General features: G+C 63.0%; 20 protein-coding genes and 2 pseudogenes. 10 read left to right on the forward strand and 12 right to left on the reverse strand.

Translation table 11 applies throughout. The features are described 5' to 3' along the window. Nucleotides 1-235: 235 nt before the first annotated feature. Complete coding sequence (dinB, locus tag AC0L25_RS16670) at nucleotides 236-1,477, forward strand: DNA polymerase IV (protein ID WP_473596512.1); 1,242 nt, start codon at nucleotides 236-238, stop codon at nucleotides 1,475-1,477. 107 nt (nucleotides 1,478-1,584) lie between these two features. Here the strand turns inward: dinB and AC0L25_RS16675 are convergent, their stop codons facing one another. Beyond that, entirely contained in the window at nucleotides 1,585-3,105 is a 1,521-nt protein-coding gene (locus AC0L25_RS16675; protein WP_473596513.1) for an FAD-dependent oxidoreductase, read from the reverse strand. Nucleotides 3,106-3,596: 491 nt separating this feature from the next. Between AC0L25_RS16675 and AC0L25_RS16680 the strand changes: the two genes are divergently transcribed. Next, nucleotides 3,597-4,871 carry a hypothetical protein gene (locus AC0L25_RS16680; protein ID WP_473596514.1) on the forward strand — a complete coding sequence of 425 codons (1,275 nt, stop codon included), beginning with the start codon at nucleotides 3,597-3,599 and terminating at the stop codon, nucleotides 4,869-4,871. 284 nt (nucleotides 4,872-5,155) lie between these two features. Further along, nucleotides 5,156-6,241, forward strand: a complete 1,086-nt coding sequence (locus AC0L25_RS16685) for a PQQ-dependent sugar dehydrogenase (protein ID WP_473596515.1) — start codon at nucleotides 5,156-5,158, stop codon at nucleotides 6,239-6,241. Between the two features lie 74 nt (nucleotides 6,242-6,315). Here the strand turns inward: AC0L25_RS16685 and AC0L25_RS16690 are convergent, their stop codons facing one another. Both AC0L25_RS16690 and AC0L25_RS16695 read right to left on the reverse strand, forming a co-directional pair. Next, nucleotides 6,316-7,194, reverse strand: coding sequence for a DUF2182 domain-containing protein (locus AC0L25_RS16690; RefSeq protein WP_473596516.1), 879 nt, complete (start codon nucleotides 7,192-7,194; stop codon nucleotides 6,316-6,318). Between the two features lie 8 nt (nucleotides 7,195-7,202). Further along, complete coding sequence (locus AC0L25_RS16695; protein ID WP_473596517.1) at nucleotides 7,203-7,835, reverse strand: DUF1326 domain-containing protein; 633 nt, start codon at nucleotides 7,833-7,835, stop codon at nucleotides 7,203-7,205. A 543-nt stretch (nucleotides 7,836-8,378) separates the two neighbouring features. Here AC0L25_RS16695 and AC0L25_RS16700 point away from each other — a divergent pair. Then, nucleotides 8,379-9,536, forward strand: coding sequence for a sulfite oxidase (locus AC0L25_RS16700; RefSeq protein ID WP_473596518.1), 1,158 nt, complete (start codon nucleotides 8,379-8,381; stop codon nucleotides 9,534-9,536). A 255-nt stretch (nucleotides 9,537-9,791) separates the two neighbouring features. On the opposite strand, the pseudogene AC0L25_RS16705 reads toward AC0L25_RS16700, so the two are convergent. The 3 genes and pseudogenes from AC0L25_RS16705 to AC0L25_RS16715 form a co-directional block, all read right to left on the reverse strand. Further along, nucleotides 9,792-10,681: pseudogene (locus AC0L25_RS16705) on the reverse strand (sigma-70 family RNA polymerase sigma factor). A 29-nt stretch (nucleotides 10,682-10,710) separates the two neighbouring features. After that, nucleotides 10,711-11,022 (reverse strand): hypothetical protein, encoded by a 312-nt coding sequence (locus AC0L25_RS16710; RefSeq protein WP_473596519.1) that lies wholly within the window; start codon nucleotides 11,020-11,022, stop codon nucleotides 10,711-10,713. Between the two features lie 515 nt (nucleotides 11,023-11,537). Next, complete coding sequence (locus AC0L25_RS16715; protein WP_473596520.1) at nucleotides 11,538-12,302, reverse strand: hypothetical protein; 765 nt, start codon at nucleotides 12,300-12,302, stop codon at nucleotides 11,538-11,540. 319 nt (nucleotides 12,303-12,621) lie between these two features. Between AC0L25_RS16715 and AC0L25_RS16720 the strand changes: the two genes are divergently transcribed. The 4 genes from AC0L25_RS16720 to AC0L25_RS16735 all read left to right on the forward strand — a co-directional run bounded on the left by AC0L25_RS16720 (nucleotide 12,622) and on the right by AC0L25_RS16735 (nucleotide 17,238). Then, nucleotides 12,622-13,119: a Csu type fimbrial protein gene (locus AC0L25_RS16720; protein WP_473596521.1), complete on the forward strand. Its 498-nt coding sequence runs from the start codon at nucleotides 12,622-12,624 to the stop codon at nucleotides 13,117-13,119. Between the two features lie 27 nt (nucleotides 13,120-13,146). Further along, nucleotides 13,147-13,869, forward strand: a complete 723-nt coding sequence (locus AC0L25_RS16725) for a fimbrial biogenesis chaperone (protein WP_473596522.1) — start codon at nucleotides 13,147-13,149, stop codon at nucleotides 13,867-13,869. Between the two features lie 196 nt (nucleotides 13,870-14,065). Continuing rightward, nucleotides 14,066-16,285: a fimbria/pilus outer membrane usher protein gene (locus tag AC0L25_RS16730; RefSeq protein WP_473596523.1), complete on the forward strand. Its 2,220-nt coding sequence runs from the start codon at nucleotides 14,066-14,068 to the stop codon at nucleotides 16,283-16,285. A gap of 11 nt (nucleotides 16,286-16,296) precedes the next feature. Beyond that, the gene (locus tag AC0L25_RS16735; RefSeq protein ID WP_473596524.1) at nucleotides 16,297-17,238 is read left to right on the forward strand and encodes a Csu type fimbrial protein; all 942 of its coding nucleotides are present in this window, start codon (nucleotides 16,297-16,299) and stop codon (nucleotides 17,236-17,238) included. Nucleotides 17,239-17,375: 137 nt separating this feature from the next. On the opposite strand, the gene AC0L25_RS16740 is transcribed toward AC0L25_RS16735, so the two are convergent. Together AC0L25_RS16740 and AC0L25_RS16745 are read right to left on the reverse strand one after the other, a co-directional pair. Next, complete coding sequence (locus tag AC0L25_RS16740) at nucleotides 17,376-18,413, reverse strand: cation diffusion facilitator family transporter (RefSeq protein WP_473596525.1); 1,038 nt, start codon at nucleotides 18,411-18,413, stop codon at nucleotides 17,376-17,378. Then, nucleotides 18,410-18,673, reverse strand: a complete 264-nt coding sequence (locus AC0L25_RS16745; RefSeq protein ID WP_473596526.1) for a metal-sensing transcriptional repressor — start codon at nucleotides 18,671-18,673, stop codon at nucleotides 18,410-18,412. Before AC0L25_RS16745 ends, AC0L25_RS16740 begins: the two co-directional genes overlap by 4 nt. A 289-nt stretch (nucleotides 18,674-18,962) precedes the next feature. On the opposite strand from AC0L25_RS16745, the gene AC0L25_RS16750 reads away from it, so the two are divergent. Further along, nucleotides 18,963-19,184: a hypothetical protein gene (locus AC0L25_RS16750; protein ID WP_473596527.1), complete on the forward strand. Its 222-nt coding sequence runs from the start codon at nucleotides 18,963-18,965 to the stop codon at nucleotides 19,182-19,184. Between the two features lie 401 nt (nucleotides 19,185-19,585). Continuing rightward, nucleotides 19,586-20,356, forward strand: a complete 771-nt coding sequence (locus AC0L25_RS16755) for a pseudouridine synthase (RefSeq protein ID WP_473596528.1) — start codon at nucleotides 19,586-19,588, stop codon at nucleotides 20,354-20,356. 352 nt (nucleotides 20,357-20,708) lie between these two features. On the opposite strand, the pseudogene AC0L25_RS16760 reads toward AC0L25_RS16755, so the two are convergent. From AC0L25_RS16760 to AC0L25_RS16775, 4 genes and pseudogenes are all read right to left on the reverse strand, one after another. After that, a pseudogene (locus tag AC0L25_RS16760) lies at nucleotides 20,709-21,451 on the reverse strand (2OG-Fe(II) oxygenase). Nucleotides 21,452-21,621: 170 nt separating this feature from the next. Further along, entirely contained in the window at nucleotides 21,622-23,943 is a 2,322-nt protein-coding gene (locus AC0L25_RS16765; protein WP_473596529.1) for a xanthine dehydrogenase family protein molybdopterin-binding subunit, read from the reverse strand. Further along, entirely contained in the window at nucleotides 23,940-24,923 is a 984-nt protein-coding gene (locus AC0L25_RS16770) for an FAD binding domain-containing protein (RefSeq protein ID WP_473596530.1), read from the reverse strand. The genes AC0L25_RS16765 and AC0L25_RS16770 overlap by 4 nt, the downstream gene beginning before the upstream one ends. Continuing rightward, nucleotides 24,920-25,423, reverse strand: a complete 504-nt coding sequence (locus tag AC0L25_RS16775; protein ID WP_473596531.1) for a (2Fe-2S)-binding protein — start codon at nucleotides 25,421-25,423, stop codon at nucleotides 24,920-24,922. The genes AC0L25_RS16770 and AC0L25_RS16775 overlap by 4 nt, the downstream gene beginning before the upstream one ends. Nucleotides 25,424-25,527: the final 104 nt, after the last annotated feature.

Below are 25,527 nucleotides of genomic sequence, written 5' to 3' on the forward strand. Positions count from 1 at the left end.
CCCCCGGTCGGGGGGGCGCGGCCCCCACCCCCCCCCCCCGCGCGGGCCCCGCCCCCCCCACCTCCCCCCCGCTTCGCAGGGGCGAGGAACCCAAGTCTTGAGAGATCGGCGGGGCAGCGCAAACCTGAAGCGATTGCCCTCCGCCTGCCTTCCACGCTTCTTGACAATCCACCGGCAATGTTCTCTTTATGTTCCATTAAAACCACCCTCAAGACTATGCGGGCGAACGGGCCGGATGGAAGCCAACATCCTCCACGCTGATCTGGACGCCTTCTATGCCTCGGTCGAACAGTTGCTCGACCCCGCCCTGCGCGGCAAGCCGATCGCAGTCGGCGGCGGCGTCGTGCTGGCCGCGTCTTACGAGGCCAAGGCTTTCGGCGTGCGGGGCGGCATGCCAGGGCGGCGCGCCCGGGAACTCTGCCCCGGGCTGATTTTCGTCGGCGGCCATTTCAAGGATTATCAGCGGCTGGGCGATGCCGCCATCAAGGTGCTCGGCGATTTCACGCCGGTGGTCGAGCGGATTTCCATCGACGAGGCCTTTGCCGACCTCGCCGGCTGCACCCACCTGTTCGGCCCGCCGGCCGAGATCGCCGGCACGATCCGCCGCCGCGTGCGGGCGGAGCTCGGCCTGCCGATCTCGGTCGGCGTGGCGCGCACCAAGCATCTGGCCAAGATCGCCTCGCAAGTGGCCAAGCCCGACGGGCTGGTGGTGGTCGATCCGCGCCACGAGCTGGAGTTCCTGCACGATCTGCCGGTCGAGTTGATGTGGGGCGTCGGCCCGGTGACCAGGGAGCGGCTGGCCGGCATCGGCGTCAACACCATCGGCGAGCTGGCGAAGACGCCCGGCTGGTCACTGGAGCGCCTGCTCGGCCCGGCGGCGGGCGAAAAACTCAATGCGCTGGCCTGGAACCGCGATCCGCGCAAGCTCGAGACGCAGCGCCGGGCGCGATCGGCCGGCGCGCAGTCGGCGCTCGGCAAAAAACCGGCCGAGGAGGAAGTGTTCGTGCCGGCGCTGCTGCATCTGGCCGACAGGGTCGCCACTAGGCTGCGGGCAAAATCCCGGCCGGGCCGCACCGTGACGGTTCGCGTTCGCTTTGCCGACCTGCGCTCGGTGACCCGCTCGATCACGCTCGACCAGCCGATTTCGGCAACCGCGATGCTGGCCGAGATCGCCGAGGCGCTGGTGCGCGGGGTGCTTGTCGATCATCCGCACGAAAAGACCATCTCGCTGCTGGCGATCGCCGTCTCGCATCTGGAGAAGCAACCGGCCCTGCAATTGGAACTGCCGCTCGGCCTCGACGACGAGAGGCGCCGCCCCGGTACCAGGAAGGGTGCGGCGCGCTGGACCGCCGACCGCGCCATCGACAAGATCCGCGACCGTTTCGGCTGGGAGGCGGTCGGCTATGCCTCGGTCGCACTCCGGCTGTCGCGGTCGGTTCCCGACGCTTTTCGCGAGTTGGCCGAAAAGGAATTGTAAGGCAGTAGGGCAGTAGGGCAGTAGGGGAGTAGGGGGAATCGCCCCTTCTTCCCCACTGTCCCACTGCCTACTGCCCTACTCCCCTACTGCCCTACTCCCCTACTGCCCTACCCAAGCGAAGCCAGTGGCGCCACGGCCGGTCCGTTCAAAGCCGTGCCATCGATGGCAAAATGCGAGCCGTGGCAGGGGCAGTCCCAGCAGCGCTCGAGGGAGTTCCAGTGGACATGGCAGCCGATATGCGTGCATGCGGCCGAGCGCTTGTAGAGCGTGCCTTCCTCATCGCGAAACGCGGCGATTTTGGACAGCCCTTCGCGAACGATGGCACCTTCACCCGGTCGCAGCTTGTCGACGGAATCGATTTCGCCAGGCGCGATATACTCGGCAAAACTCTTGATCGCTGTCGCATTCTCCGCCAGATAATCGCCGATCGCGCCTGCCGTCTTGCGAGACGGTTCGTAAAGTTCGCGCCAGGGACTTTCCCCCTTCAGAATCAGGTCGGAAATCAACAGGCCGGCCACGACGCCGTGGGTAATGCCCTGTCCGGAATCCCCGGTCGCCACAAAGACACGCTGGTTGCCAGGATTGCGGCCGATGAACCCCGCATAATCGACGGTCTCCATCACCTGCCCGGACCACCGGTTGGTTTCCACGCCGATATCGGGCACCAGCCTTTTGGTCCAGGCCGCCAGGGCCGCGAAGCGATCACCGGCATCATCGGCCTGTCCTGTTTTGTGGTCTTCACCACCGACGATCAGGAAGTCGGTCCGGCCCTCGCCAAGCTGAAGCCGAACGTAGTGATAAGGGTCCTCAGTATCCCAATACAGTGCATCCGGTAGGATATCGCGCGTGATCTCGAACGACATCGCGTAGGTCCGATAGGGCGCTTGTTTGGTATGGAGGGCGACCCGATCGTTGATCGGCGAGTTGGTGGCGACAACGGCCGATTTGGCAGACACGGTAAAGCCCGAAACCGTGGTTACGCGCACGCCGCCGTCAATCTCCTCGACGTTTTCGACGACGGTGTCGGCATAAAGCGCGCCGCCGCGCGCGCGGATGCCTGCGACCAGCCCGCGGAGATATTTGAGCGGGTGGAAGGTCGCCTGATTGGCGTATCGAAGGGCCTGCGCATCCGAAAAGCCTGCAAACGGCACGCCCCTGATCTGCTCGACGTCGACCCCGATTTTCAGAGCGGCGTCCAGCTCGCGCTTGATATCGGATCCCTGCCTGCCGGAAGCCGGAAACAGAAAGCCGTAAAGGCGCCGGAAATCGCACGCGATACTCTCCGTCTCCTGGATTGATTGGATACGGTCGATAGCGGCCGATTGGCTTTGATAAAAAATCCGCGCCAGGTCCTCACCGCGCAATTTGATCAGTTCCGAAAAATAGTCATCGCAGACGGATGACAGGTGCGCAGTGGTGCGCGCCGTCATGCCGCTTCCGATCCGGCCGCGATCGAGGACAGCTACCTTTTGCCCGGCGACGGCCAGTTCGTAGGCGACCGACAGTCCGGCAATTCCAGACCCGACGACCACGACATCGACCTGGTGGCCCTGCCCGAGCGCGATCGCATCGGGCGCTACTTCGGTCGCCGCCCAGAGGGATACAGTCCTTTCCTCGCTGACATTCATCGGCGGAACCTCCCATCCCCAACATTCGGGTAAACGGACGCGAGGATTCAAAGTTCCCGTCCTTGAGGCGTTGCCCGGTGTCAAGGCTCCACGGGACGGTGCAGGTTGGGAAGTTCGGTGCCTGGTCCTGGCCAACTCGTTTCATGTCGAAAGATCGTAGGGTAGCCGGCAATTCGCCGACCATTGCTTATCGGTCAAAAGCGAGAATGCCGGTCCACCACTGCCAAGGCGCTCATTCAATCGGTGACTGGCTTGGTTCGGCGAGCCCGTCGGGGCGCTTCCAATGATCAGTAGAGATGAACGGAACCTTTGTTGATGTAGAAGGTTCTAATATTCGGCTGCATTCCGTTTCGCGTCGAAATAGGCCCCGCAAACTACTGACCGCCGATAGGAGATCGTCTTTGGGAGGGACGTGAGATGCCGCGTGTCAAGGGTGCAGGAATATTTTTTGCTCTTCTGCTATGTTTACTTTTATCCCCGCCGCGGCTCAAATGAGCGCCAAAGGAAAAATAAGCGGCAAGGATTTTGACGACGCTGCCGCCGAGCAGGCCACGCGATACCTCGAGGAAGGCCGCGAGACCTTCCGCTTTGACACGTTCGGCAGCGAGGATTTTTGGGGCGGCAAGCTGAAGCTGCAGGAAGCGATCGCGGGTGGGAAACTGGGCGGCACAGGACCCGGCCTGAGCCCGGAGAAAGCCCTCGAACTCGGCCTCAAGGTTGATGTCAACGCCATTCCCAAGGATGTGGCCGAGGCGCTTAACAAGGGCGAGGTCGATCTCGCTGATCCGGCCAGCACGCTTGTCCTGCTCAAAGCCAATGCTGTTGTTGGGGTGACCGGGTTCTTCTCCGAGGATGGAAAGACGCTGACTTCGGTCGGCATCCAGTGCGCGGTGTGCCATTCGACCGTCGACGACGCCTACGCGCCTGGCATCGGGCAAAGGCTCGACGGCTGGCCCAACCGCGACCTCAACATCGGCGCGATCATTGCATTGGCGCCTGACCTCACGGCGTTCACCGAAATGCTGCAGATATCAGAAGCGGAAGTGAAGAAGGCGGTGGAGGCCTGGGGTCCCGGGAAGTTCGATGCCGAATTGAACCTCGACGGCAAGGCATTCCGGCCGGACGGCAAGACGGCCGCCACGCTCAATCCGCCCGCATTCGGATTGGCCGGCGTAAACAACCATACCTGGACCGGCGCCTGGGGCACGGTGAGCTACTGGAACGCTTATGTCGGCAATCTCGAGATGCACGGCAAAGGCGTGTTTTATGACCCACGCCTTGATGACGCCGAAAAGTATCCGGTCGCAGCACGAACGAAGCAGGGCCACAAGCAGGACAAGGAAGATCGGATCACCGCCAAGCTGCCGGCGCTTCACTTCTATCAGCTCTCGCTGCCAACCCCGAAACCGCCGGAGGGCGCCTTCAACAGCGCCGCCGCGGAGAAGGGAGAGGCTCTCTTCAACGACAAGGCCAAATGCGGCACTTGCCACGTCCCGCCGCTCTTCACCGAACCTGGCTGGAACCTGCATACCGCCGATGAGATCGGCATCGATGATTTCCAGGCGATGCGATCCCCGGACGAGCGCTACAGGACTGCGTCCTTGCGGGCCTTGTGGGACGTGGAAAAGATCCACAAGGGCGGATTTTACCACGACGGCCGGTTCGCCACCCTCAACGACGTTGTCGAGCACTATGACGGCCATCTCGGCCTTGATCTGACCGACCAGGAAAAGAGTGATCTGATCGAGTACCTCAAATCGATCTGACCCGGCGCTTGACGTCACCGGCGCTTTCTTTGGGTTGCTAAGGGAGGAAAGATCATGAAAGACGATCGTGGTGAGGCAAACGGCGGGTCGGCACACGGTGAGCCAAGGGTCGCCGGTGCGGCGGCTGCAAGCATTTCCTTGAGCCGAAAGCATGCGAGATTGTTGCTGGTGAAATCAGTCCGGATGGCTGGTGCCGCTTTTATGACGCGCGGCCGGCCTGATCGGTCGAGCCGAGCGGAGACTCGACCCGTCCGCAGTCAGAGCCCTGGATAGGAGATTCGGATATGGTCTCAAAAGCGGTTCTGCTCTTGAGCATCGCGCTTGTTCCCGCGTCAGCGTCGGCGCAGCAGGAAGGCGTGCTCCATAAGGTCGATACAAACGTCTTCAGGCCTGCGCATCAGCCCTTCAGCGAGGATATCGTGACGCGGCTGAAGGTGCCGGAAGGTTTTGAGGTAAGCGTCTTCGCCCGCAACCTCGGTAATGCCCGCATGATGGCGGTCGCAGAAGACGGCACGGTCTACGTCACGCGACCGAACGAAAAGGATGTCATCGCCCTGACCGAGGGCTCTTCTGAGCCGCGGGTTGTTGTCGCCGATCTCGACGGTATTCATGGCATTGCGATCCGGGAAAGCCGCATCTTCCTTGCAACCGTACACGATGTGATGGCGGCCGACCTGAAAGAAGACGGAACCATCGGCGAACTGGAGACGATCATCGACGACCTGCCCGACGGCGGCCAGCATGGCCGCCGAACCTTGGGCTTCGCGCCTGACGGCGGGCTACACATCAACGTGGGCAGTTCCTGCGATGCCTGCTTCGAGAGCACCAGAGAGAAGGCAGCCAACCTCCGGCTCGATATAAAGGACAAGACGCGCAAGGTATTCGCGCATGGGCTCAGGAACATGCTTGGATTCGATTGGCATCCCGAGACCGGCGTCATGTGGGGCGTCGACCATGGCGTCGATCATCTTGGCGATGACTTGCCGGGTGAGGAAGGCGTGCCGAAGGAGGAATTCTGCCAAACCAAGACGGTCGGCCCGGCATTGACTTTCGACGCCCATGCCTCGGTAATCAACATCCGGTTCTACGATGCGGACCAGTTCCCGGCGGACTACCGGGACGATGCCTTCGTCACGTTGCGCGGTTCGGCAAATCGGGCTGATCCGGCCGGCTACAAGATCGTGCGGATAACCTTCGAGAACGGCGAGCCGACCGGAAAGGAAGATTTCTTGACCGGATTCTTGAGCGAGGACGGCAAGTCCGAGTTTGGACGCCTCGCCGGGCTGGCGATCGCGCCGGACGGCTCGCTGCTCGTTTCGGAGGACACAAACGGCGTGATCTACAAAATCACGCACCAGGCCGGTGGATGAACATTGCCTGACCAGAACGCGAGGATTCAAAGTTCCTCCAGGCCTTTGAATGCCGGCATAAGCGGCCCTGGTCGTCAGACCAAAAGCGTTGCGCTGCCCCAGGCGATCAGGGCGATGCCGGCTGCCCGGCCGACCCACTGGCCGGCAGGAAACGCCTTTTCAGCCAGCACCAGAATGGCGAGCCCGGCGATCCACACCAGGTTCATGATGCCGCCCACGAACAACAACGCCATCAGCATCCAGCAGCATCCGACACAAAACGCCCCGTGCAATGCGCCCAAACGCAGCGCGCCAACTGTGTGCGGACGCCAGTGTCGGGAAAGGAACGCCGTCGGTGCCCGGCAATGCGACAGGCAGGCGTTCTTGAGCGGCGACAGCTGATACAGGCCCGCGGCGATCAGAACGGTGGCTGAAAGCCAGCGGCTCTGCGAACTCATCGTCGTCGCGGAAACGAACGCCTCGCGTTCGAGCAGCCAATGCAACGCGGTGGCCGCGACGGCAAACCCCAGCCACACCAGGAGGTAGCCTGCCATAAATACGCCGGTGGGCGCGAGCTTGTCCTGGATCCGGCCCTGTGCGAGCGCATGGCGATGCACGCGCGCATAGAGCAGGATGGTCGGCGCCGCACTCGGGGACATCATGGCGATCATCATGACCCACCACATTGCGATCATCAGCGCCCAGTTCGCGCCCGCCCAGACCCGCGGTTCCGTCGCCGTGGCCATCGCGCCCATGTCCATGCCAGACATGTCCATGCCGGACATATCGGAGGTCACGCCGGCGGTTTGCTGGTGGGGGAACAGCGCGAGCTTCGACATCTCCCACGCACTCATGCCGAGCCCTGCACCGGCGGCGATATAAAGCCAGGCCAGCAGGCACAGCGCCACCACGCCCGCGATCGTGATGACGCGGTCGCGTCTAAGCAGGCGTTCCAGTGGCGACGCGCTGTCCATGCGAGGCGTCAGGCCCGCACCACCCCGTGATTGTTAAGATGCAGCCGGGCGAACTGGCCGTAGCTGTCCTTCGTGGTCACCTGAACCGGTCCGCCGGTGGTGCTCGAAGCGCTGCCGATCTCGGCGACCGTATATTCGAAGCCGTTCGGCAACACGATCTGAGCCCGCGAGTCCGCGCCCGTCACCTTGTTGCGGATCGGTTCGCCGACCGTTTCGATGTAGTCCTTGACGAAGATGCGGCCCCTGCGGCCGTCGATATCGAGGTCGAGATCGATCTTGGTGAACACCGGATCATTCATTTTGGTCACGGTTGAGGCGTAGACGGCGAACATCGTCGCGAACGGGTCGGTGTCCTGGCCGGTCATGATGCGCAGCAGCGCCTGACGCTGCCGGTCGGTTGCCTTCTCGTCGACGAAAGCGATGGCTTCGCCATTACCTTCGTGGATCGCACCAGGCCATTTGAAGATCGCGGCGATCCGCAGGCCGTCGAGAGCGGTTTCGCCATGATGACCTTCGTCAATCTGGATGCCCGCCACCGCATGGCAATGGCCTTTGTCGGGCAGCGCATTGAATTGACAGTTGCAGCCATATTCGCAGGTGCAATTGACGAGTTCCCGTCCCTTGATTTCCCAAGACGTCATGCTGTCCTCCCTGATGCGAAGTATTGCGAAGTATTAGACCATCATCATACACCTGCGCCGGCCGTACCGCCATCCTGTCGCGCCATGGAAGACGGCAGCCCATCCCGCCTTCTCGATGAATAATGGGTGAACGTGTGCCTTGGAGATCGTGGGCCGATATCGGAACGGCAGAAATGCGGTCGGAACGGGCCGTTCTGACCGCACCTGCGAAGGTCCGGAAACGACCCAAAAGCGGCCGTTTCCGTTAGCGATCCGAGCAGCAAAAGATTTTGGCAGGACAGAAAAATCGGTCTCGAATGCTGCAATCATCATCATGTCCCGTCCAGGTTGTGGACACTTCCTTCTCAAAGGCGCACTCTTAGCGTGCGAAACGCGAGCTAGTGTTTCGTCCAATGCTTCACATGCTTGACTTGCGTCGGTGATTGTCTGACCTATCCGGATACTTCCGGCTGGGCAGACCTCACATTGTGTCGCCTATCCGTGATCAGGCTACGGCCTAAGGCACGTTGCAGCCCGTTCCGGATCAACTGGGAGGTAAACAACATGCCTGATTTTCAGCGCAGAGAACTTCTTGTTCAAGGAAGCGCGGCTCTTGCCGCAATTGCTGCTCTCTATGCCTCGCGTCGGGCCTACGCTTTTCCAAAACGGCCGAGCGAGGAAGTTATTCCATGGCTGGATCAGCCGACCGAAAATCCCGATCCTGTCGGTATCCAGAAGCAGCTTGTCTGGGAGGATTTGGATAGCTGGATAACTCCGAACGACAAGTTCTTCAGCATCTCGCATTTCAACCGACCAACGATCGACGAGAAGACATGGTCGATGGAGATCGGAGGCCTGGTCAAGAAGCCCTTGAAATTAACGCTCGCCGACGTCAGGGCGCGACCGCGGCAGGAGGTCGTTTTCACAGTGGAATGCTCGGGCAACCACGGGTTTCCCTTTTTCACCGGCGGCATTGGCAATGCCCGCTGGGCTGGGACGCCGCTCGCCCCGATCCTCGAGGAAGCCGGCGTTCTGGAGAAGGGCATCGAGGTCGTCTTTTTCGGTACTGACAAAGGCGAGGTCCCGATACGCGACGTCAAGATGCAGCAGAACTTCGCTCGCAGCATGTCGCTCGCCGACGCGATGAACCCCGACAATCTGCTCTGCTATGAAATGAACGGAGCCGCCTTGCCGGCGGCCAATGGTTTTCCGGTGCGGCTGATTGCTCCAGGCTGGTACGGGATCGCCAACGTCAAGTGGCTGGAGCGCATCGAGGTTCGCGACACCCGCTTCATGAGCCTTCTGATGGCCCGTGACTATGTCACCATCCGGGAGGAAGAGCACAATGGCGAGACCGTGTGGACCGAGACTTCGGTCGGGCGAGCACGGATAAAGTCCGCGCCCGCGAAGGTTACCCGGAAAGACTCAGATTACTCCATCATTGGAGCAGCCTGGGGGGCGCCGATCGACCGGGTCGAAGTGCAAATCGATCAAGGGCCTTGGGCGCCAGCGACCATAGACCACAGCGAGGAGGCCGAGCACGCCTGGAAGATCTGGTCCTTGGATTGGGCAAATCCCGCCCCTGGAGAACACACGGTGACCTCGCGCGCGGTCAGCACCACGGGACAAATTCAACCGGCAATGGACGATCCCTTGATTGCTAAGAAACACACATACTGGGAAAGCAATGGCCAGGTGACGCGCCGCGTGCGTGTCGACTAATTTAAGAACTTGTTGCCATGTGCCAATTGCGCTTGGGTTGCCCAGGAGGAGGCTGCCTGATCCGAAAGCTGGCGCCGACTCCATATCGAGCATGACGGCTAAACCTTAGATCCTCTTTGCGACGATACTGCTCTCCGAAACAGGAAGCGGAGCCCTTCAGCATGTGATCTGGCAAGCTCATTCATCACGTCGGGTGGCGCAACCTTGGCGATGTCGCCTTCGCGCGCCATCTCCGCACCATCTCCAGCCCTCCCCTCACCGCTCTATCGTGCTGATCTCCGCATCGACCAGGCACCAGGGTGCGTAGCGGAAATCGCGGATCTGGACGACCCGCTCGTCCCGCCATTCGACCAGCATGAAGCCGCGGACGGCGCCGTCCGGCTCCTGCGGGTTGCGGATCAGGATCGCCGGCCTGCCGTCGACGAAGCCCAGTGACAGCGCCCAGTCGCTGATGCGGTCGTAATTGCCGAAATAGGTCGACACTTCGGTCTTGCCGCGCAGGCGGAGGCGGTTGACGACTTCGAGCTCGATATCCTCGGCGATCAGCGCCCTGACCGCGTCGAAGTCGCGCGCGTTGAACAGATCGACATAACTGCGCAGGCGTCGCTCCTCATCGGCGTCGAGCCTGGGCGCGGCGACGTGTTCGGGCTCGGCTGCCAGCACGCGCAGCTGCGCCCGCCCGCGATGCAGCGCCGCCTTGGTCGCGGCCAGCGTCGCGCCAGTCGCCTCGCAGGTCTCGTGCAGGGAAAGGCCAAGCACGTCGACCAGGATCACGGCGCTGCGCTGCGCCACCGAAAGCTGCATGAAGCTGCGCAGGCCGGCCGCCGCGGCGATCCTGCTGTCGGCGCTCCGGAAGGATCTTCAATCGTGCTCATGTCGGTCTCGGTCATGCGCGACCTTTCCCGATGGCGCCGGCGCAGATGGTCCTGCGCGGCATTATGAGCGATGCGAAACAGCCACTGCTCGGGCCGCTCGACCGTCATGCTGCCGTCGACTGCCTGCAGCGCCTTCAGCAGCGTCTCCTGCACGATGTCCTCGCCGTCGATCACCGAGCCCGCCATGCGGGCGCAGTAGCGATGCAGTTTCGGACGCAACCCGGAGAGCATCGCCTCCAGGGCCGGCCGGTCGAATTTCCGTGAGATCATGGCGTTCTTTCGGCGCTGGCGCGGTCGCTCTATCCGGCTTTGCCGTCCTCAAGCACATGGTAGTTGCCGATGATTTTGGCAGGCGATCGCTTGACCGGGGTCGAACGTCGCTCCGCATGGTTTTGCGTGAACGCCTCGAAGGCCGCAAGCCCGGTCAGTGCGGATGTATCATTCGCCTCGCCGACGACGTGGATGAACTCGCCGTCGTCGAGCTCGAGCACGAGATAGCGCACGCCCTGCGGCGCCGTCTCATCCAGCGCCTCGAACACTTTTGCCACCAGCGCGCGGTTCTCTTCCAGCCCGGTGTCTTTCACGCTGTAGCGAATGAGTTTGTAGCCCATGGTTCGTCTCCTGATTGGTTGGTCTCAGCGGAAGACGACCGGAGTTACCGAAAAGATTCTCGCTCGGCATAATTCTTTTCGGCCGCCCGCATCATCCTGGCCGGCTGCGCGGCAGCCGTCAACGAGACCGATCAATGCACATCCAGTTTGCCGAACTGCCGGGGTTCGACCAGGACCCGCGCCAAGGGCGTTCTATACCAGGCATTTTGCCTGCCAGGTCGCGACCGACGAGAAGATGGGCCATAGCGGCTGGCGCTGGATCGAGCTGCTGCGATTTCGTTGAACACCCGGCCCGCGAACTGCCGGATGCTTGCCAGGTTCGACAGGTGAGCGTCATTACGGGGCTTAAGAGTAAATTACGAATACGAGTCAGCGCTACATCTCACAGCCGCTCAGCGCATCGACCCTGACCGCGAGAAGCCCGCCACCTTGCGAGTGGCGGGCCGGCCGCAAGACCAGGAGAGTGTTATCTAAGCCTCCACGGCCGATGCGACACCCTCGTTTGCGCGTCTCCCTCAGCGGCGCGCGATCAGCAAGCAAAGCTCACGTAGGTCGCGATCGTATGTGCCGCCGCTCCCGAGCACGTCGACGCAGCGCTTCTTCATCCGTATCAGTTGGCTGCTGGACAACTGCGAGACCACGCTCACGCCGGGAGTTCCGGGGGTTCCAAGGGTGCCGGGTGTGCCAGGAAGGGTTCCGCCGCCGACGCCAACACCGACGCCCACGCCGATACCGCCTGTCCCACCGACATTGGCACCCACACCCGCTGTGATGCCGCCGGAGCCGCCTACATTGGCGCCTGCGCCGGCAGTGATGCCACCGGTGCCGCCCACATTGGCGCCGGCACCAGCGGTAACGCCCTTGCTGCCGCCAATCGATGCACCGGCGCCGGCATTCACCCCGCTCCTACCGCCGATCGAAACGCCGAGACCAGCGGTAATGCGCTTTTTGCTGCCAACCGATGCACCGGCGCCGGCATTCACCCCGCTGCTGCCGCCGATCGAGGCGCCAGCCCCCGCATTGATGCCGCCACTGCCACCGACCGACGCGCCGAGACCGGCGTTTACGCCACCACTGCCGCCGATCGAGGCGCCGGCCCCCGCATTGATGCCGCCACTGCCGCCGACCGAGGCGCCGAGACCGGCGTTTACGCCGCCTCGGCCGCCAACCGATGCGCCGGCGCCGACGCTAATGCCGCCTGCGCTGGAAGGGAAAGACAGAGATAAAATAAGTGCACCACCGGCTAAAGCTGTGGCGAAACTCTTAACGACATTTGCCATGACACTCTCCTTTGGTAACTACTTCACAGCAGCAGTTTCAATGCCTGCTACATTAGCAACAACGAACTCAAAGAGTTTTTGGATTACTAAAAAGGAACTATGTTTCGGATCGTAACTTACGGTTAGCAAAATATTCTGAATCAGTTTGAATAATTGTCGCGAGTGGAGCAATAAGACTCTGTTAGCCATGACTGTGAACAATGCCGAATAGGGGCTTCGCAACGGGTGCGTGTATGATACAGATGCAGGTAGGGTGGGTTGGTGATTGCCGGTTTCAGGTCGCCTCGGTCCTTCGCCCGGCATTTTGAATGGAGATCGCATGCGGCCCTACCTTCTCTGCTTTGCTGGTTCTTTTGCGGCTTCAGCGCTGCTCGTTTCACCGGCTCTTGCTCAGGCACCCACCGCTCAGTTCAATGTACAAATCACCATCAACGCTGAATGTCAGATCAACTCGGCGAGCGATCTGAATTTCCCCGCATCGGGCGTCATCGACACCGCGGTCGAAGCATCAAGCGCCATCGCCGTCCAGTGCACCAATGGAACGGATTACGACATCGGGCTCAATGCCGGAACGGGCGCTACCGCTACCGTCGCTGCCCGACAGATGACCGGGACGGGTGGGGAAACGGTAACCTATTCCCTCTATACGGATGCGGGCCGTGCTGATGTTTGGGGCGATACGATCGGAACGGACACCTTAGCGGGTACCGGAACCGGCGCCGAGCAGACTTACCCCGTCTATGGTCAGGTGCCAGTGCAGGATACCCCGACGGCCGGCACGTATGCCGACGTCATTACGGTGACCTTGACCTACTAAGCCATACCCAGACTAGGGAGAGGGGAAATGCGGTTAGTAGCCGTCATAGTCGCATGTCTTGCAACTGCCTTTGAATTTGCCGGCATTGCGCAAGCCGCGTCGCTGCGCGTTGCGCCTGTCGTGCTCGACCTCAGGGCGCCGACGGCCGCCTCCACCATCCGAATCTGGAACGATGCGCGCCGACCAATCAATGTGCAGGTCCGTGTTCTTCGCTGGACCCAGAAAAACGGGGAGGATGCCTACGGGGTTACGAACGATGTGGTCGCCAGCCCGCCGATCACGACGCTTCGGCCGGGGGGCGAAAACCTGATCCGGATTGTTCGAACCTCGAAACGACCCGTCAATGGAGAAGAGAGCTATCGGCTGGTGGTGGACGAGCTGCCGGATCCGTCCCGCCGTGTGGCTGGAACGGTCGTTCTGGTGGTGCGCCATTCCATACCCGTGTTCTTCGCCACGACCGACGCCCCTGGGGCGTCCCCAACGTGGACCGTCCAGCAAAGGCGCGGTGGTTATCTCGTCACTGTCCGCAACCGGGGATCGATGCGGCTCAAGGTATCGAACCTCGCCTTGAGCAGCGGCGGTAAGGCCGTGGCGGGCCGCGAGGGACTGGTAGGCTATGCACTCGGGAACTCTACTGCGAAGTGGTTTGTCCCGACCACCGGCCGCGGCCGGCTGTCCGGTTCGGTGAAAATCTCGGCGGACAGCGAAGCAGGACCTTTTGATGCTACCGCACGCCTTACGGGCGGCTAGTGCTCCATTTTTGGTGTCGATCGGGCTCCTTGCGCTGCAAGGTTCAATAGCTTTCGCTGAATCGATTCCCGCAGCAACAAGCCCCGGTGCAGGGGCAACACCCGTCAGCGTCTCTCGCGACCTTCAACTGGAGGTGTTCATCAACGGCACGTCGACCGACCTGGTCGCGTCTTTCCGGCAGGATGCCGATGGGACCTTGGCAATCGAACCGGTCCAGTTGCGCAATGTCGGCATCGAACCCGGCAAAGAAGCCATGCGGCCGGATGGGCTGATCGACATAGCCAAGCTTCCCCTCGTTTCCTTTGAGTTCGACGAAGGCGTCCAGACCATCCATTTCACCGTCGAGTATGACGCGCGTTCTGCGCGCGTCATCGATGCCCATGAGCGTGCTCAGGACGAGACTTCCACCGCAAACCCTCAAAGCAGTGTCGGCGCGCTGGTGAACTACACGCTGTTCGCCGGCTCCGGGGGTGACGGCGTCGATGACATGTGGGCCTTCGAGGGCGCGTCGGGATGGTTCGAAGCTCGCGCATTCAGCCCATTCGGCGTCCTCGCAAGCTCTTACATCGCCAGCAGCTCGCCGGACGAACTCTACGGCTCGACCCGCCTCGACACGACGTGGTCATATTCGAACCCAAAATGGCTGACCACGTTTCGCGCCGGCGACGTGATTACGGGCGGCTTGAGTTGGACCCGGCCGACGCGGCTGGGCGGATTGCAGATCCAGCGCAACTTCGGCCTGAGGCCGGATCTCGTGACCATGCCTCTGCCCGAACTCTCCGGCTCCGCGGCCGTTCCATCGACGGTTGATATTTATGTCAACAATGCCCGTCGTCTGTCCGAGCAGGTTCCCACCGGCCCATTCCAGATCACCAATCTGCCGGTGGTGACGGGAAGCGGAACGGCGCGTGTCGTGGTGCGCGACGCCCTCGGACGGGAGACGGTTTCCGAAACGCCGTTTTTCGCTTCATCCGACCTTTTGGCGTCTGGATTTTGGGACTATTCGGCGGAAGCAGGCTTTGCCCGCCGGTTCTATGGCGTCGAATCCGACGACTATGACGGACGCTTCATGGCCTCGAGCACCGTTCGCTACGGAGTAACCGACTGGCTGACCCTCGAAGGCCATGCCGAAGGCGGCGGGGGGCTCATCAATGGCGGTACCGGCGCTGTGTTTGGCATCGGCCCTTACGGTGTCGGATCACTCGCAGCGTCAGGAAGCAGCTACGACGGGCAGACGGGATTTCAGGTCGCAGGCAGTGTCGAGTTCGAGCTTTGGGACCTGCATTTTTTTGCGCGAACGCAGCGCACGTTCGGAGACTACAACGACATTGCTGCGGTGACCGTTGATCCTCTCCCGCCGGTGTCGCCCGATGATAACTTCCACGTCCACAGCGCCGCACCGCCGCGTTCGCTGGACCAGGTATCTGTTTCGGTTCCCCTGAAATTCGATCCTTCGACGCTCAATTTCAGCTACACCCAGCTCGAGACGGTCGAGGGCAATCGTTCGCAGATCCTCGGCCTCTCTTTCAACCGTTCAATCGGCAGGGCATCGCTCTTTGCCACAGCCTTTAAGGACCTGGCGGATGAGGATTCGTTCGGCGTTTTTGCCGGCGTTTCCATCCCGATCGGCGAGGACATTTATGCTTCGACCGGCGTTTCCTCGGACTCCGACGGGACGTCGGTCACGACTGATCTGGTGAAGGCCGAGAGCGCCGAGATCGGCAGCGTCGGCTGGCGGCTCCGTGACACGGAAGGCGCTTACACAGAGCGTGCGGCATCTGTCAGCTATCGCGCGCCTTTTGCCCGCTTCGAGGCAAGCGTCGGGCAGTATGAGGATCAATTCCGCGCAACGGCCCAGGCCGACGGTTCCGTCGTCTTCGCCGGCCGCGACGTCTTCTTTTCCAATCGCATCAATGACGCCTTCGCTGTGGTCGATGCCGGTGTTCCGGATATCGAAGTTCAGTATGAAAACCGGCCGGCCGGCCGCACCAATCGCCGCGGCAAGCTGCTGGTGCCGGGCCTGCGCTCCTACGAACCCAACCAGATCACGATCGACCCGACGAACCTGCCGGTCGATGCAACGGTAGGCGGTACCCGCGAAGTCTCCGTTCCGGCTGACCGCAGCGGAACCGTGGTCAAGTTCGATGTGGAGACCGATGTCCAGGCTGCACTCGTCACACTTCGCGATGAGGACGGCGAATTCGTTGAGACGGGTGCGGCCGGACAGGTCGAAGGCACCTCTGCGAGCTTTATCGTCGGCTATGACGGGCAGGCTTTCATCAAGGGGCTGGCCCCCCAAAACCGCGTCGTGGTCGATCAGCCGACCCGCGGCCGCTGCACGGCTGAGTTTTTCTTTGATCCGCGCGACGGCGAGCAGGTCACCATTCCCGATGCAGTCTGTCGCCCGACGCAATGAGGACACCCAAAATGCTCCGTCTGGCTCTTTTCCTGTTGTTTCTCTTCCTGGCGCCGGTTGCCGCCAACGCCGCCAACTGCACGTTCAGCGTGACCAACGTCAATTTCGGCAATGTCGATGTACTTACCGGGTCGCCGGTCGACACCACGGCCACGCTCAACATCAACTGCACCAGCGTCGTCTCGGGCTTCGTGCGCGTCTGCCCCAACCTCAACGCCGGGTCGGAAGGCGCGACCGCCGGCATCCGGCATATGCGCTTTGCAGGCACAGCGCTGCTCTACAACCTTTACCAGGACGCCGCGCGGACCATACCCTGGGGCTCGGCAGAAAACTCCTCGCTCGGATCGCCGCCAACGCTTGATTTCACCACATCGGTTGGGGGCTCCGTTTCCGCGACGCGGACGATCTATGCCAGGGTGCTGGGGAACCAGCAGAGCGTCGGGGCAGGCCTCTACACGTCGCAGTTTTCGGGCTCTCAGACCCGGATCATCTACGGCGAAGTTGCCACTTTCAACTGCGCGATCTCGGTCGGTGGTTCTTTCAGACGTGTAACTTTTTCGGTCCAGGCCAACGTTGCCGCCAACTGCAGTGTCACGGCGCAAAACATCAACTTCGGCAATCACGGCGTGCTCGACGCCGCCGTCGATGGGATCGGTGGCGTCGGCGTTACCTGCACACCGGGCACGGCCTACAATGTCGGCTTGAACAACGGGCTAGGCGGCACCGGTCCGACGGCACGGCGCATGACGCTCGGCGGCCAGGCCGTGACCTATGGCCTCTACAAGGATGCCGCGCGCAGTCAGCCCTGGGGTGGAACCATCGGGACGGATACCCTTGCAGGCGTCGGCGCAGGCGCGACGCAGAACCTGCCCGTCTATGGCCGCGTGCCGGCGCAATCGACGCCGACCCCTGGCACCTACACCGACACTGTGGTGGTCACAGTCACCTATTGACTTGTTGCCCGACGTCGTCGGTCTAGGCTTGTCACAGCCCAGCGCACGCGCGCCTGCAGGGACGCGTTTTCCTGGCTGCTCAAAAGGCGGATCCTACCGCAGCGAGGGTAACAGAAACGAGCCGCTCCGGGCGATCGTTAGTGGCTGTCGTGTTCGCCGTGAGCATGTTCATGGGGATGATCGGCATCCGCGCTCGCCAATCTTATATTCGCCGCCGCAAGCGCCGGCATGTGCTCGAAAAGTTCGTGCTCCAGCGCTGCCGTGATCTTCTTCGCTTCGGAGACCGGCAGGCTTTCTTCGACGGCGATGGCAATGTCGGCGTGCAGCCTGTGACCGATCCACCGCGCCTTGGCCTCCACAATGCGCGCTCCCGGCACATGCGCGGCGGCATGGTGGATTTCGCCGATGACATCAGGCTCCACGCCGTCGAGGACGCGGGTCAGCACCGAGCGGGCCGACTGCCAGACGATGCCGAAGATCGCAAGCGTGATGAGCAGGCCGACGATCGGGTCGGCCAGCGCAAAACCGAGCCAGACGCCGAGCGCCCCGATGACCACGGCAAGGCTGGTCAGCCCGTCGGTGCGGGCGTGGTAGCCGTCGGCAACGAGTGCGGCGCTGTTGATTTCCCGGCCGACGCGGATGCGGAACACCGCGACGGCCTCATTGCCGAGAAAGCCGACAAGGCCTGCCGCTGCCAGCCAACCAAGGTGGGTCACCGTTCGTGGATTTATCAAACGGTCGATGGCCTGATAACCGGCGACGATGGCGCTGAACAGGATGATCCCGACGATGATGATCCCGGCCAGGTCCTCGACACGGCCAAGGCCGTAGGTGAAGGTCGGCGACGGCTTGCGCCGGGCCAGCATGAAGGCGATCCACAGCGGAATCGCGGTGGTGGCGTCACCGATGTTGTGGATCGTGTCGGCCAGCAGCGCCACGCTGCCCGACAGGACCACCACGACCATCTGCATCGCCGCGGTGATTGCCAGGATGACGAACGACCATTTTATCGCCCAGATGCCCCGGTCGGTCGTCGCGATAGTCGCATCGATGACCCCGTGGCTGTGCGGTCCGCTGCCATGGTCGTGACCATGCGCCGCGCGATCGCGCGGCCCGAAACCGAACCAGTCGAGAATGCGCGCGCCGAGACTGCTCACAGGTATTTGACTGTTCACAGGTATTTCGCCAGTTGCTTGAGTTCCGCCAGCGAGTTGCCGGCCGCTTCGGCGGTGTCGGCCAGGCAGTGCTCGATATGATCGTGGATCAGTTCGCGCTTTGCGCTGCTGATGGCGCTTTCCACGGCATGGAGCTGCTGCGCCAGATCAACGCAAGGACGATGCGCCTCGAACATCGACAGCACCGCCGCAAGGTGGCCTTGCGCGCGCTTCAGACGCTTCACGATAGCGGGATGCGAGCGGTGGACGCCTTCGGACATGCCTGCTTTCGTATCCTCCCCGGGAGGATAGAGTCAATCTTTCTGAGCCCACCTTTCCACTGTGTATCCTATCGGTTGAAGAAAAACCGTCAGCGCGCCCAGCGACCTGCCACCTTCCTGCGGGTAGCCCGCCGGCCGGCCCGTATTATTTCGTGACCGTGTTGCGCTGGAACCTTCCCTCGCACCACGCGTTCGGGGCGCTGTATTCGCGATGCCTTATATTTAGGCAAAGGCGACGGCGAATACCGGCGGGGAGGCAAAAGCATGGGTTGGGGAGGAGCGTATTGTCATGTCGAACCGTGAAATTGGAACGTCCCACACATTGGGGCTGCGCGTCGCTGATCTCAAAGCCAGGATGCAAAGCGCCCGGATTACCGAGCACGAAATGAAAACCTTTCAGAAGGTCGCCGCGGTGATGGGAGGAGGTGAAGGCTCCCTGCGGCTCGATGCCGACGACCTGATTGCCGCGTCTTTCGTCCTCGAGACGCTGGACGACCCCAGGTCGAATTGACGATCGTGGCACTTGCCCCCGGCGATCAGCCAGGCACGGTGCCAATCGCCAATCTCGAAAAAGAAGCGCAGTCGGTGGAGCATCCAATCTCCCCCTCGTGGAGGAGATGCCCAAGTTTGGCAAGGAGGGCAGGACAGAGGGGGCGCTGTCTGCCAACCTTGCCAGGATGTCCGGAGGCGCTCCGTCGCAACGAAGACGCCGCAGCCAGCACGGCCGGTGCGGCGCGCATGCGTTTTCCGATACTCGTACACGAGAATCCACATATCCACCCGAGCTGCCTTCTGCTAGGCAAGGTCCGCAGGATCTTGAAAAAACACCTCGGCGACGGCATGGAACGCTCGCCCAGGCTGGAGATGGGCTGGCGGGAAAGACCTGACTTGCCTGAGCGATCACGCAAAACGATGACGCCACGACCGAATACCGGCCGGCCACGCCTCCCGCCTAGCGCCGGAGCCAATCCGCCAGGAGTCAGCCTTTGCCGGGCGCTGTCGAAACTCGGCCTGTGCTCGCGCAAGCAGGCGGAGGTCCTGGTCGCCGAAGGGCGCGTCCGGGTCGCCGGCAAGGTCGTGCGCAACGGCTCGATGCGCGTCGATCCCGGCCGCGACCGCATCGAAGTCGACGGCAGCCGGGTCGTCGCCGAGCGCAAGGTGTATCTGATGATCAACAAGCCGCGCGGCTTGGTCACCACCCGCGACGACCCGCAGGACCGCGGCACAGTCTATGACTGCTTGGCCGAGCTCGCCCTGCCCTTCGTGTCGCCAGTCGGCCGTCTCGACAAGGCCAGCGAAGGCCTGCTTTTGATGACCAACGACACGCGCTTCGCCCAGCGCCTGCTCGACCCCGCTTCGCACGTCGCCAAGGTCTATCATGTGCAGATCGGCGCCCTGCCCGACGAGGCCATGCTGGCGCGGTTGCGCGCCGGCGCGACGGTCGACGGCGAGGATTTGACGGCGCGGTCGATCGAAATCCTGCGCAGCGGCACCAGCACCGCCTGGCTCGAAATCACCCTCGACGAGGGCCGCAACCGCCATATCCGCCGGCTGCTCGGTGCGCACGATGTCGAGGTGCTTCGCCTGGTGCGGGTGGCGATCGGTCCGTTGCAGCTCGGCAAGCTCGCCAAGGGCAAGGCACGCCACCTCACCGCCGAAGAGCTGGCGCTGTTTCAGGGCTGAGCGAAGACGCCCGAAGCGACCAAAGCGGTCGGACCCATGTATTTTCGCGGCCGGCAAGAGCGGCATCGCCGGACGGGCAGGCCAATCGCTTCAGGTTTGCGCTGCCCCTCACCTGCCTGCCGGCATCCTCTCCCCGTATAGGAACGGGGAGAGGGACGCTCTCATCGATGGTTTCGCCAGTCACCAGCGTTGCAGAATGTTCACCAAGGTCGCCGCCAGCCCCTTCTCCCCGTCACTATACGGGGAGAAGTGCCCGGCAGGGCGATGAGGGGCGGCGCCGACTTCGATAATTGGCCGCCTTAGCATGGAGCTGCCCCGTCGTCTCCACGCAGCCCCAAAGCTATGACAACCTTTACTTCGCGTCGTGGAAGATGATGCCCACCGTGTGGCGCAGGCCGGAGCGAAGCCGGCTGACGCCGTGCCTGAGATTGACGCGGTAGCTGCCTTTGCTGCCCTGGACCGGACGATTGTGGACCGCGAAGGCGACGGCGTCGCCCTGATGCAGCGGCACCACCTCGGCGCGGCTTTGCATGCGCGGTCGCTGTTCGGTCAGCACGAACTCGCCGCCGGTGAAATCCTTATCCGGCTCGGACAGCAGGATCGCCACCTGCAGTGGGAGGCAAGGTCGCCGTAGAGATCCTGATGCAGGCAGTTGAAGTCGCCGGCAACGTATTGCAGCAGGAGCGGCGTTGGCCGCGTCTGGCCCCGGTCGTGGCATTGCTTGAGGAACGCGGCGTGTTCGTCCGGGTAGCGCTGGGCGATGCCCATGCGCTCGTTCCAGTCGTTGGCGACCGCGGCGAGGGGCGGATAGAGCGCGGTGCGCAAGCCGCCGATCAGCTCAGGCAAGGGGTAGCGGAAATAACGGTACTCGCCCTTGCCGAAGCCGTGCCGCGCCATGTGGACATGGCTGCGGAAATGGCTTTCGTCGGGATAGAGCCCGGCGATCTCCCGGCATTCTTCCGGCGTCAGCAGCTTTTCCATCACGGCGCAGCCATAGCCGCTCATCTCCTCGGCCAATGCCTGCCAGTCATAGCCGGCGACGCGCGCTTCCGCCGATCGGACCGCTGCCTTCGAACCTATCGAATGAATGGTCATGGCTTTGCCTCCTCTGGCTTCTTCTGGCATCAGAGATGGATGAAGTAGCGCGTGCAAACCACCCGTTTCCTGCCAATGGCATTGTTGTGGCGGAGAACGGGGCGTTGAAGCTGCTGATCTCCCCCCACGAGGCCCACGAGGGGGGAGATTGGCAGCTTCGCCGACGAAGCTTAAATCAGCTTCTCCAGCGTGATCGGCAAATCCCGCACTCTTTTGCCGGTGGCGTGGAACACCGCATTGGCGATCGCAGGCGCCACGCCGACGATGCCGAGTTCGCCCACGCCCTTGCCGCCGAGCGCCGAGGAATGCGGGTCGGGGATGCCGACCGAGATCACCTCGATGTCGGGAATGTCGGCATTGGTCGCGATGAGATAGTCGGCCAAATTGTTGTTGACGATGCGGCCGTGGCGGCGGTCGACGACGCCTTCCTCCAGCAGCGCCTGGCCGATGCCCATGATGATGCCGCCTTTCCACTGGCTTTCGGCGAGCTTGGGATTGTAGAGCCGGCCCGAGTCCAGCGCCGACACCACGCGCGACACGCGAACCGTGCCAAAGTCCTCGTCGACGCGCACCTCGACGAAATGCGCGCACCAGCTGTGGCGGGAATAGTCGCCCTCGGTGTGCGACAGCGCCGTCGCGATGGTCGTATAGTTCTTGTAGCGATCGTCAGCCGTCGAATTGGCCGGCATGGTGTCGCCCATCGCCTCGATCTGGCTGCGTCCGACGCTGCCGAGCAGCTCGGCGATCGAGACCTCAGGGCCGTCGCCACGCGGTGAAGCGATGCGGCCATTGGCAACGACCAGGGTGTTGGCCTGCAGCGCATGGAACGGCGAATTTGGATCGCTGATCGCCAGCCCGACCAGCTCATCGAGCGCGGCGGTCGCCGCCTTGTGCACCGCGCCCGTCATCACGCCGGCCAGCCGTGACCCGCCGGTGACGCCGGCGCGGGCATAGCGGGAGTCCCCCAGCTTCACCACGACGTTCTCAGCCGGCACGCCCACCACTTCGGCGGCGGTCTGCGCCAGGATCGTATAGGTGCCCTGCCCCATGTCGATGCTCGAGCTTTCGACCTCGACCGAGCCGTCGGCGAGAATGCGCACCATCGCCTCGCCATAGGCGCGCCGCACCGGATAGGTGCCAGCGGCTACACCCCAGCCGATCAGCTGATTGCCGTCGCGCATCGAGCGCGGCTCAGGGCTGCGCCTCGTCCAGCCAAAGGCCTCAGCGCCGGCAGCGAAAGCCTCGCGCAGCTGCCGTGTCGACCATTGCTTTTTCGCCTCCGGATCCTGCTCGGCATAGTTCCTGAGCCGGATTTCCAGCGGATCGATGCCGACCTCATAGGCGAGCTCGTCGATCGCGCTTTCGATGCCGAAGGCGCTCGGGTTCTCGCCCGGCGCGCGCAGCGCGCCCGGCACCACCGTGTTCACCCGCACCACATTCTGCCGCGACGAGAAATTCGGCGTCGCATACATGATCGAGGTGACCGAACCGAGCGGCTCGACCCACATGCCGTCGACCGAGGTCTCGTTGACGCCGCGATGGACGATCGACTGGATCTTTCCCTCGGCGTCGGCGCCGAGCGCCACCGTCTGGCGTGTCGCCGCCCGTCCGCCATAGGCGGTGAAGGTCTGCGGCCTGGTGACCGCGAGCTTCACCGGCCGTCCGAGCATTTTCGCGGCCATCGCCGCCACCGCGCCGTAGCCGTAGGCGAACGCCTTGGAGCCGAAGCCGCCGCCAATATAGGGCGAGACCAGGCGCACATTCTCGAACGGCACGCCGAACCATTCGGCATAGGTCCGGGCCATGCCGTCGAGCCATTGGCTGGGCTCCCACACCGTCAGCCGGTCGTCCTGCCAGTGCGCGATCAGGCCATGCGGTTCCATCGGCGTCTGGTATTCGCGCGGCGTGTTGTAGGCGGCGCAGACCCGCACCGGGGCGGCGGCGAAAGCCGCTTGGGCATCGCCCCATTCCTTGGTCATCGTGTCGATCGGAATGCCGTCGCCGGCCTTTGGATCGTCGAGATCGACGATGGCCGGCGTCTCGTCATAGACGACCTTGACCAGCGCCGCAGCCGCGACCGCCTGCTCGAAATTCTCGGCCACCACCGCCGCGACATGCTGACCGCTGAAGGTGATGTCGCGCGCCAGCGGGCAATAAGGAATATCCGGCGGCGGCGTGCCCAGCCAGTCCGTCGCGGTGTTGAGGCGCAACGCATTGTCCGGCGTCAGCACCAGAAGCACGCCGGGTGCGCTTTCAGCCGCTGCCGTGTCGATCGAACGCACCTTGCCGGCGGCAATCGTGCTCTCGACGAGGACGGCGTGGCTGAGTCCGTCAAGCTGCTGCTCGACCGCGTATTTTGCGGCACCGGTGATCTTGGCCGAGCCGTCGACGCGCGACAGCCGCCCACCCACTGCTTGCGCGAACACGGCGCCGTCCGATGCGTCGCCCCGCTTCGAATCACCCTGTCGGGTTCTCAATTCATGAACGGTCATGCCGTTTCTCCCACTTTGAGGATGGCGCGGGCGACGACGCGCGGCGCCAGTGCGATCTTGTAATGGTTGGCGCCATGGTCGACGGCGCCCTCGATAGCGAGCAGGCTGGCTTGCTTGACGGTATCAGCCTCCAGCAGCTTGCCGTTCAGCGCCTCTTCCACCGCGCGTGCACGCCACGGCTTGGTGGCGACACCGCCAAGCGCCACGCGCAGTTCACGGATCGTCCGTCCGTCGGCCTCGAATTCGATGCCAACGGCGGCGCTTGCAGCGGCGAATTCATAGGATTGGCGGTCGCGGACTTTCAAATAGGTCGAACACCGGGCGGCGGCAGAAGCCGGAATGCTGATCGCGGTGATCATCTCGCCTGGCTCGATCGCATGTTCCCTGTCGGGCGTGTTGCCAGGCAGGAGAAAGAAATCGTCGACCGCGACCTGGCGGTCGCCGAGATGGACGGTTGCGTCGAAGGCGACGAGCGCCGTCGCCAGATCGCCCGGATAGGTGGCGATGCAGGCTTCGCTTGTGCCGAGCACGGCATGACCGCGGGTGACGCCGCCGATCGCCGAGCAGCCGCTGCCGGGCGCTCGCTTGTTGCAGGCGGGGAAATTCGCCGGATCGCGGAAATACGGGCAGCGCGTGCGCTGCATCAGATTACCGCCGATGGTCGCCATGTTGCGGAGCTGCGCCGAGGCCGCCTGCCACAGCGCTTCCGAGACGGCGGGGAACCGGCTCTTGATGTCGGCATGGTCGGCGACGCTGCTCATTCTTGCCAGCGCGCCGATCGTGGCGCCCCGGTCGTCGACCGTGATCCTATCCAGTCCCTTGAGATGGGTGATGTCGACCACGGTCTCGGGTTCGGCGACGCCGCATTTGGCGAGATCGATGAGCGTTGTGCCGCCGGCCAGCAGCATGGCGCCGGGCAGCGCCGCCGCCTGGCGCGCCGCATCGACGGAATTGGCGCGCAGATACGAAAAGTCCCTCATGACGCGGTCTCCATGGATGATGCAACCTCCAGCGCGGCCTGGCGCACGGCGGCGACGATGTGTGGATAGGCGCCGCAGCGGCAGAGATTGCCGGCCATATATTCGCGGATCTCGTCATCCGAACCGGCATGGCCCTCGCGGATGCAGGCGACCGCCGACATGATCTGGCCCGGCGTGCAGTAGCCGCACTGGAAGGCGTCCTGTTCGAGGAAGGCGGCCTGCACCGCGTGCAGCGTGCCGTCGCCGTCGGCAAGCCCTTCGATTGATGTGATCGCCCTGCCCTCGGCCTGGGCGGCGAGCGTCAGGCAGGCCAGCACGCGCTGGCCGTCGACATGGACGGTGCAGGCGCCGCATTGGCCCTGGTCGCAGCCTTTTTTGGTGCCGGTCAGGCCGAGATGATCGCGCAAGGCGTCGAGCAGCGTGACGCGCGGCTCGACCTCCAGTTCATGGCGATGTCCGTTGATTTGAAGTTGGATGGGAATTCGGGTTTTGCTTGTCATGGGGCGTCTGGCTCCAGTTGCTTGACGCGAAGGGGAGTGAATTGGGTGTCAGGACAGGGAGGGGTAAGGGCGCGAAGAGCGTAATCTCCCCCCTTGAGGGGGAG

It is taken from the genome of Mesorhizobium sp. WSM4813 (assembly GCF_055811555.1).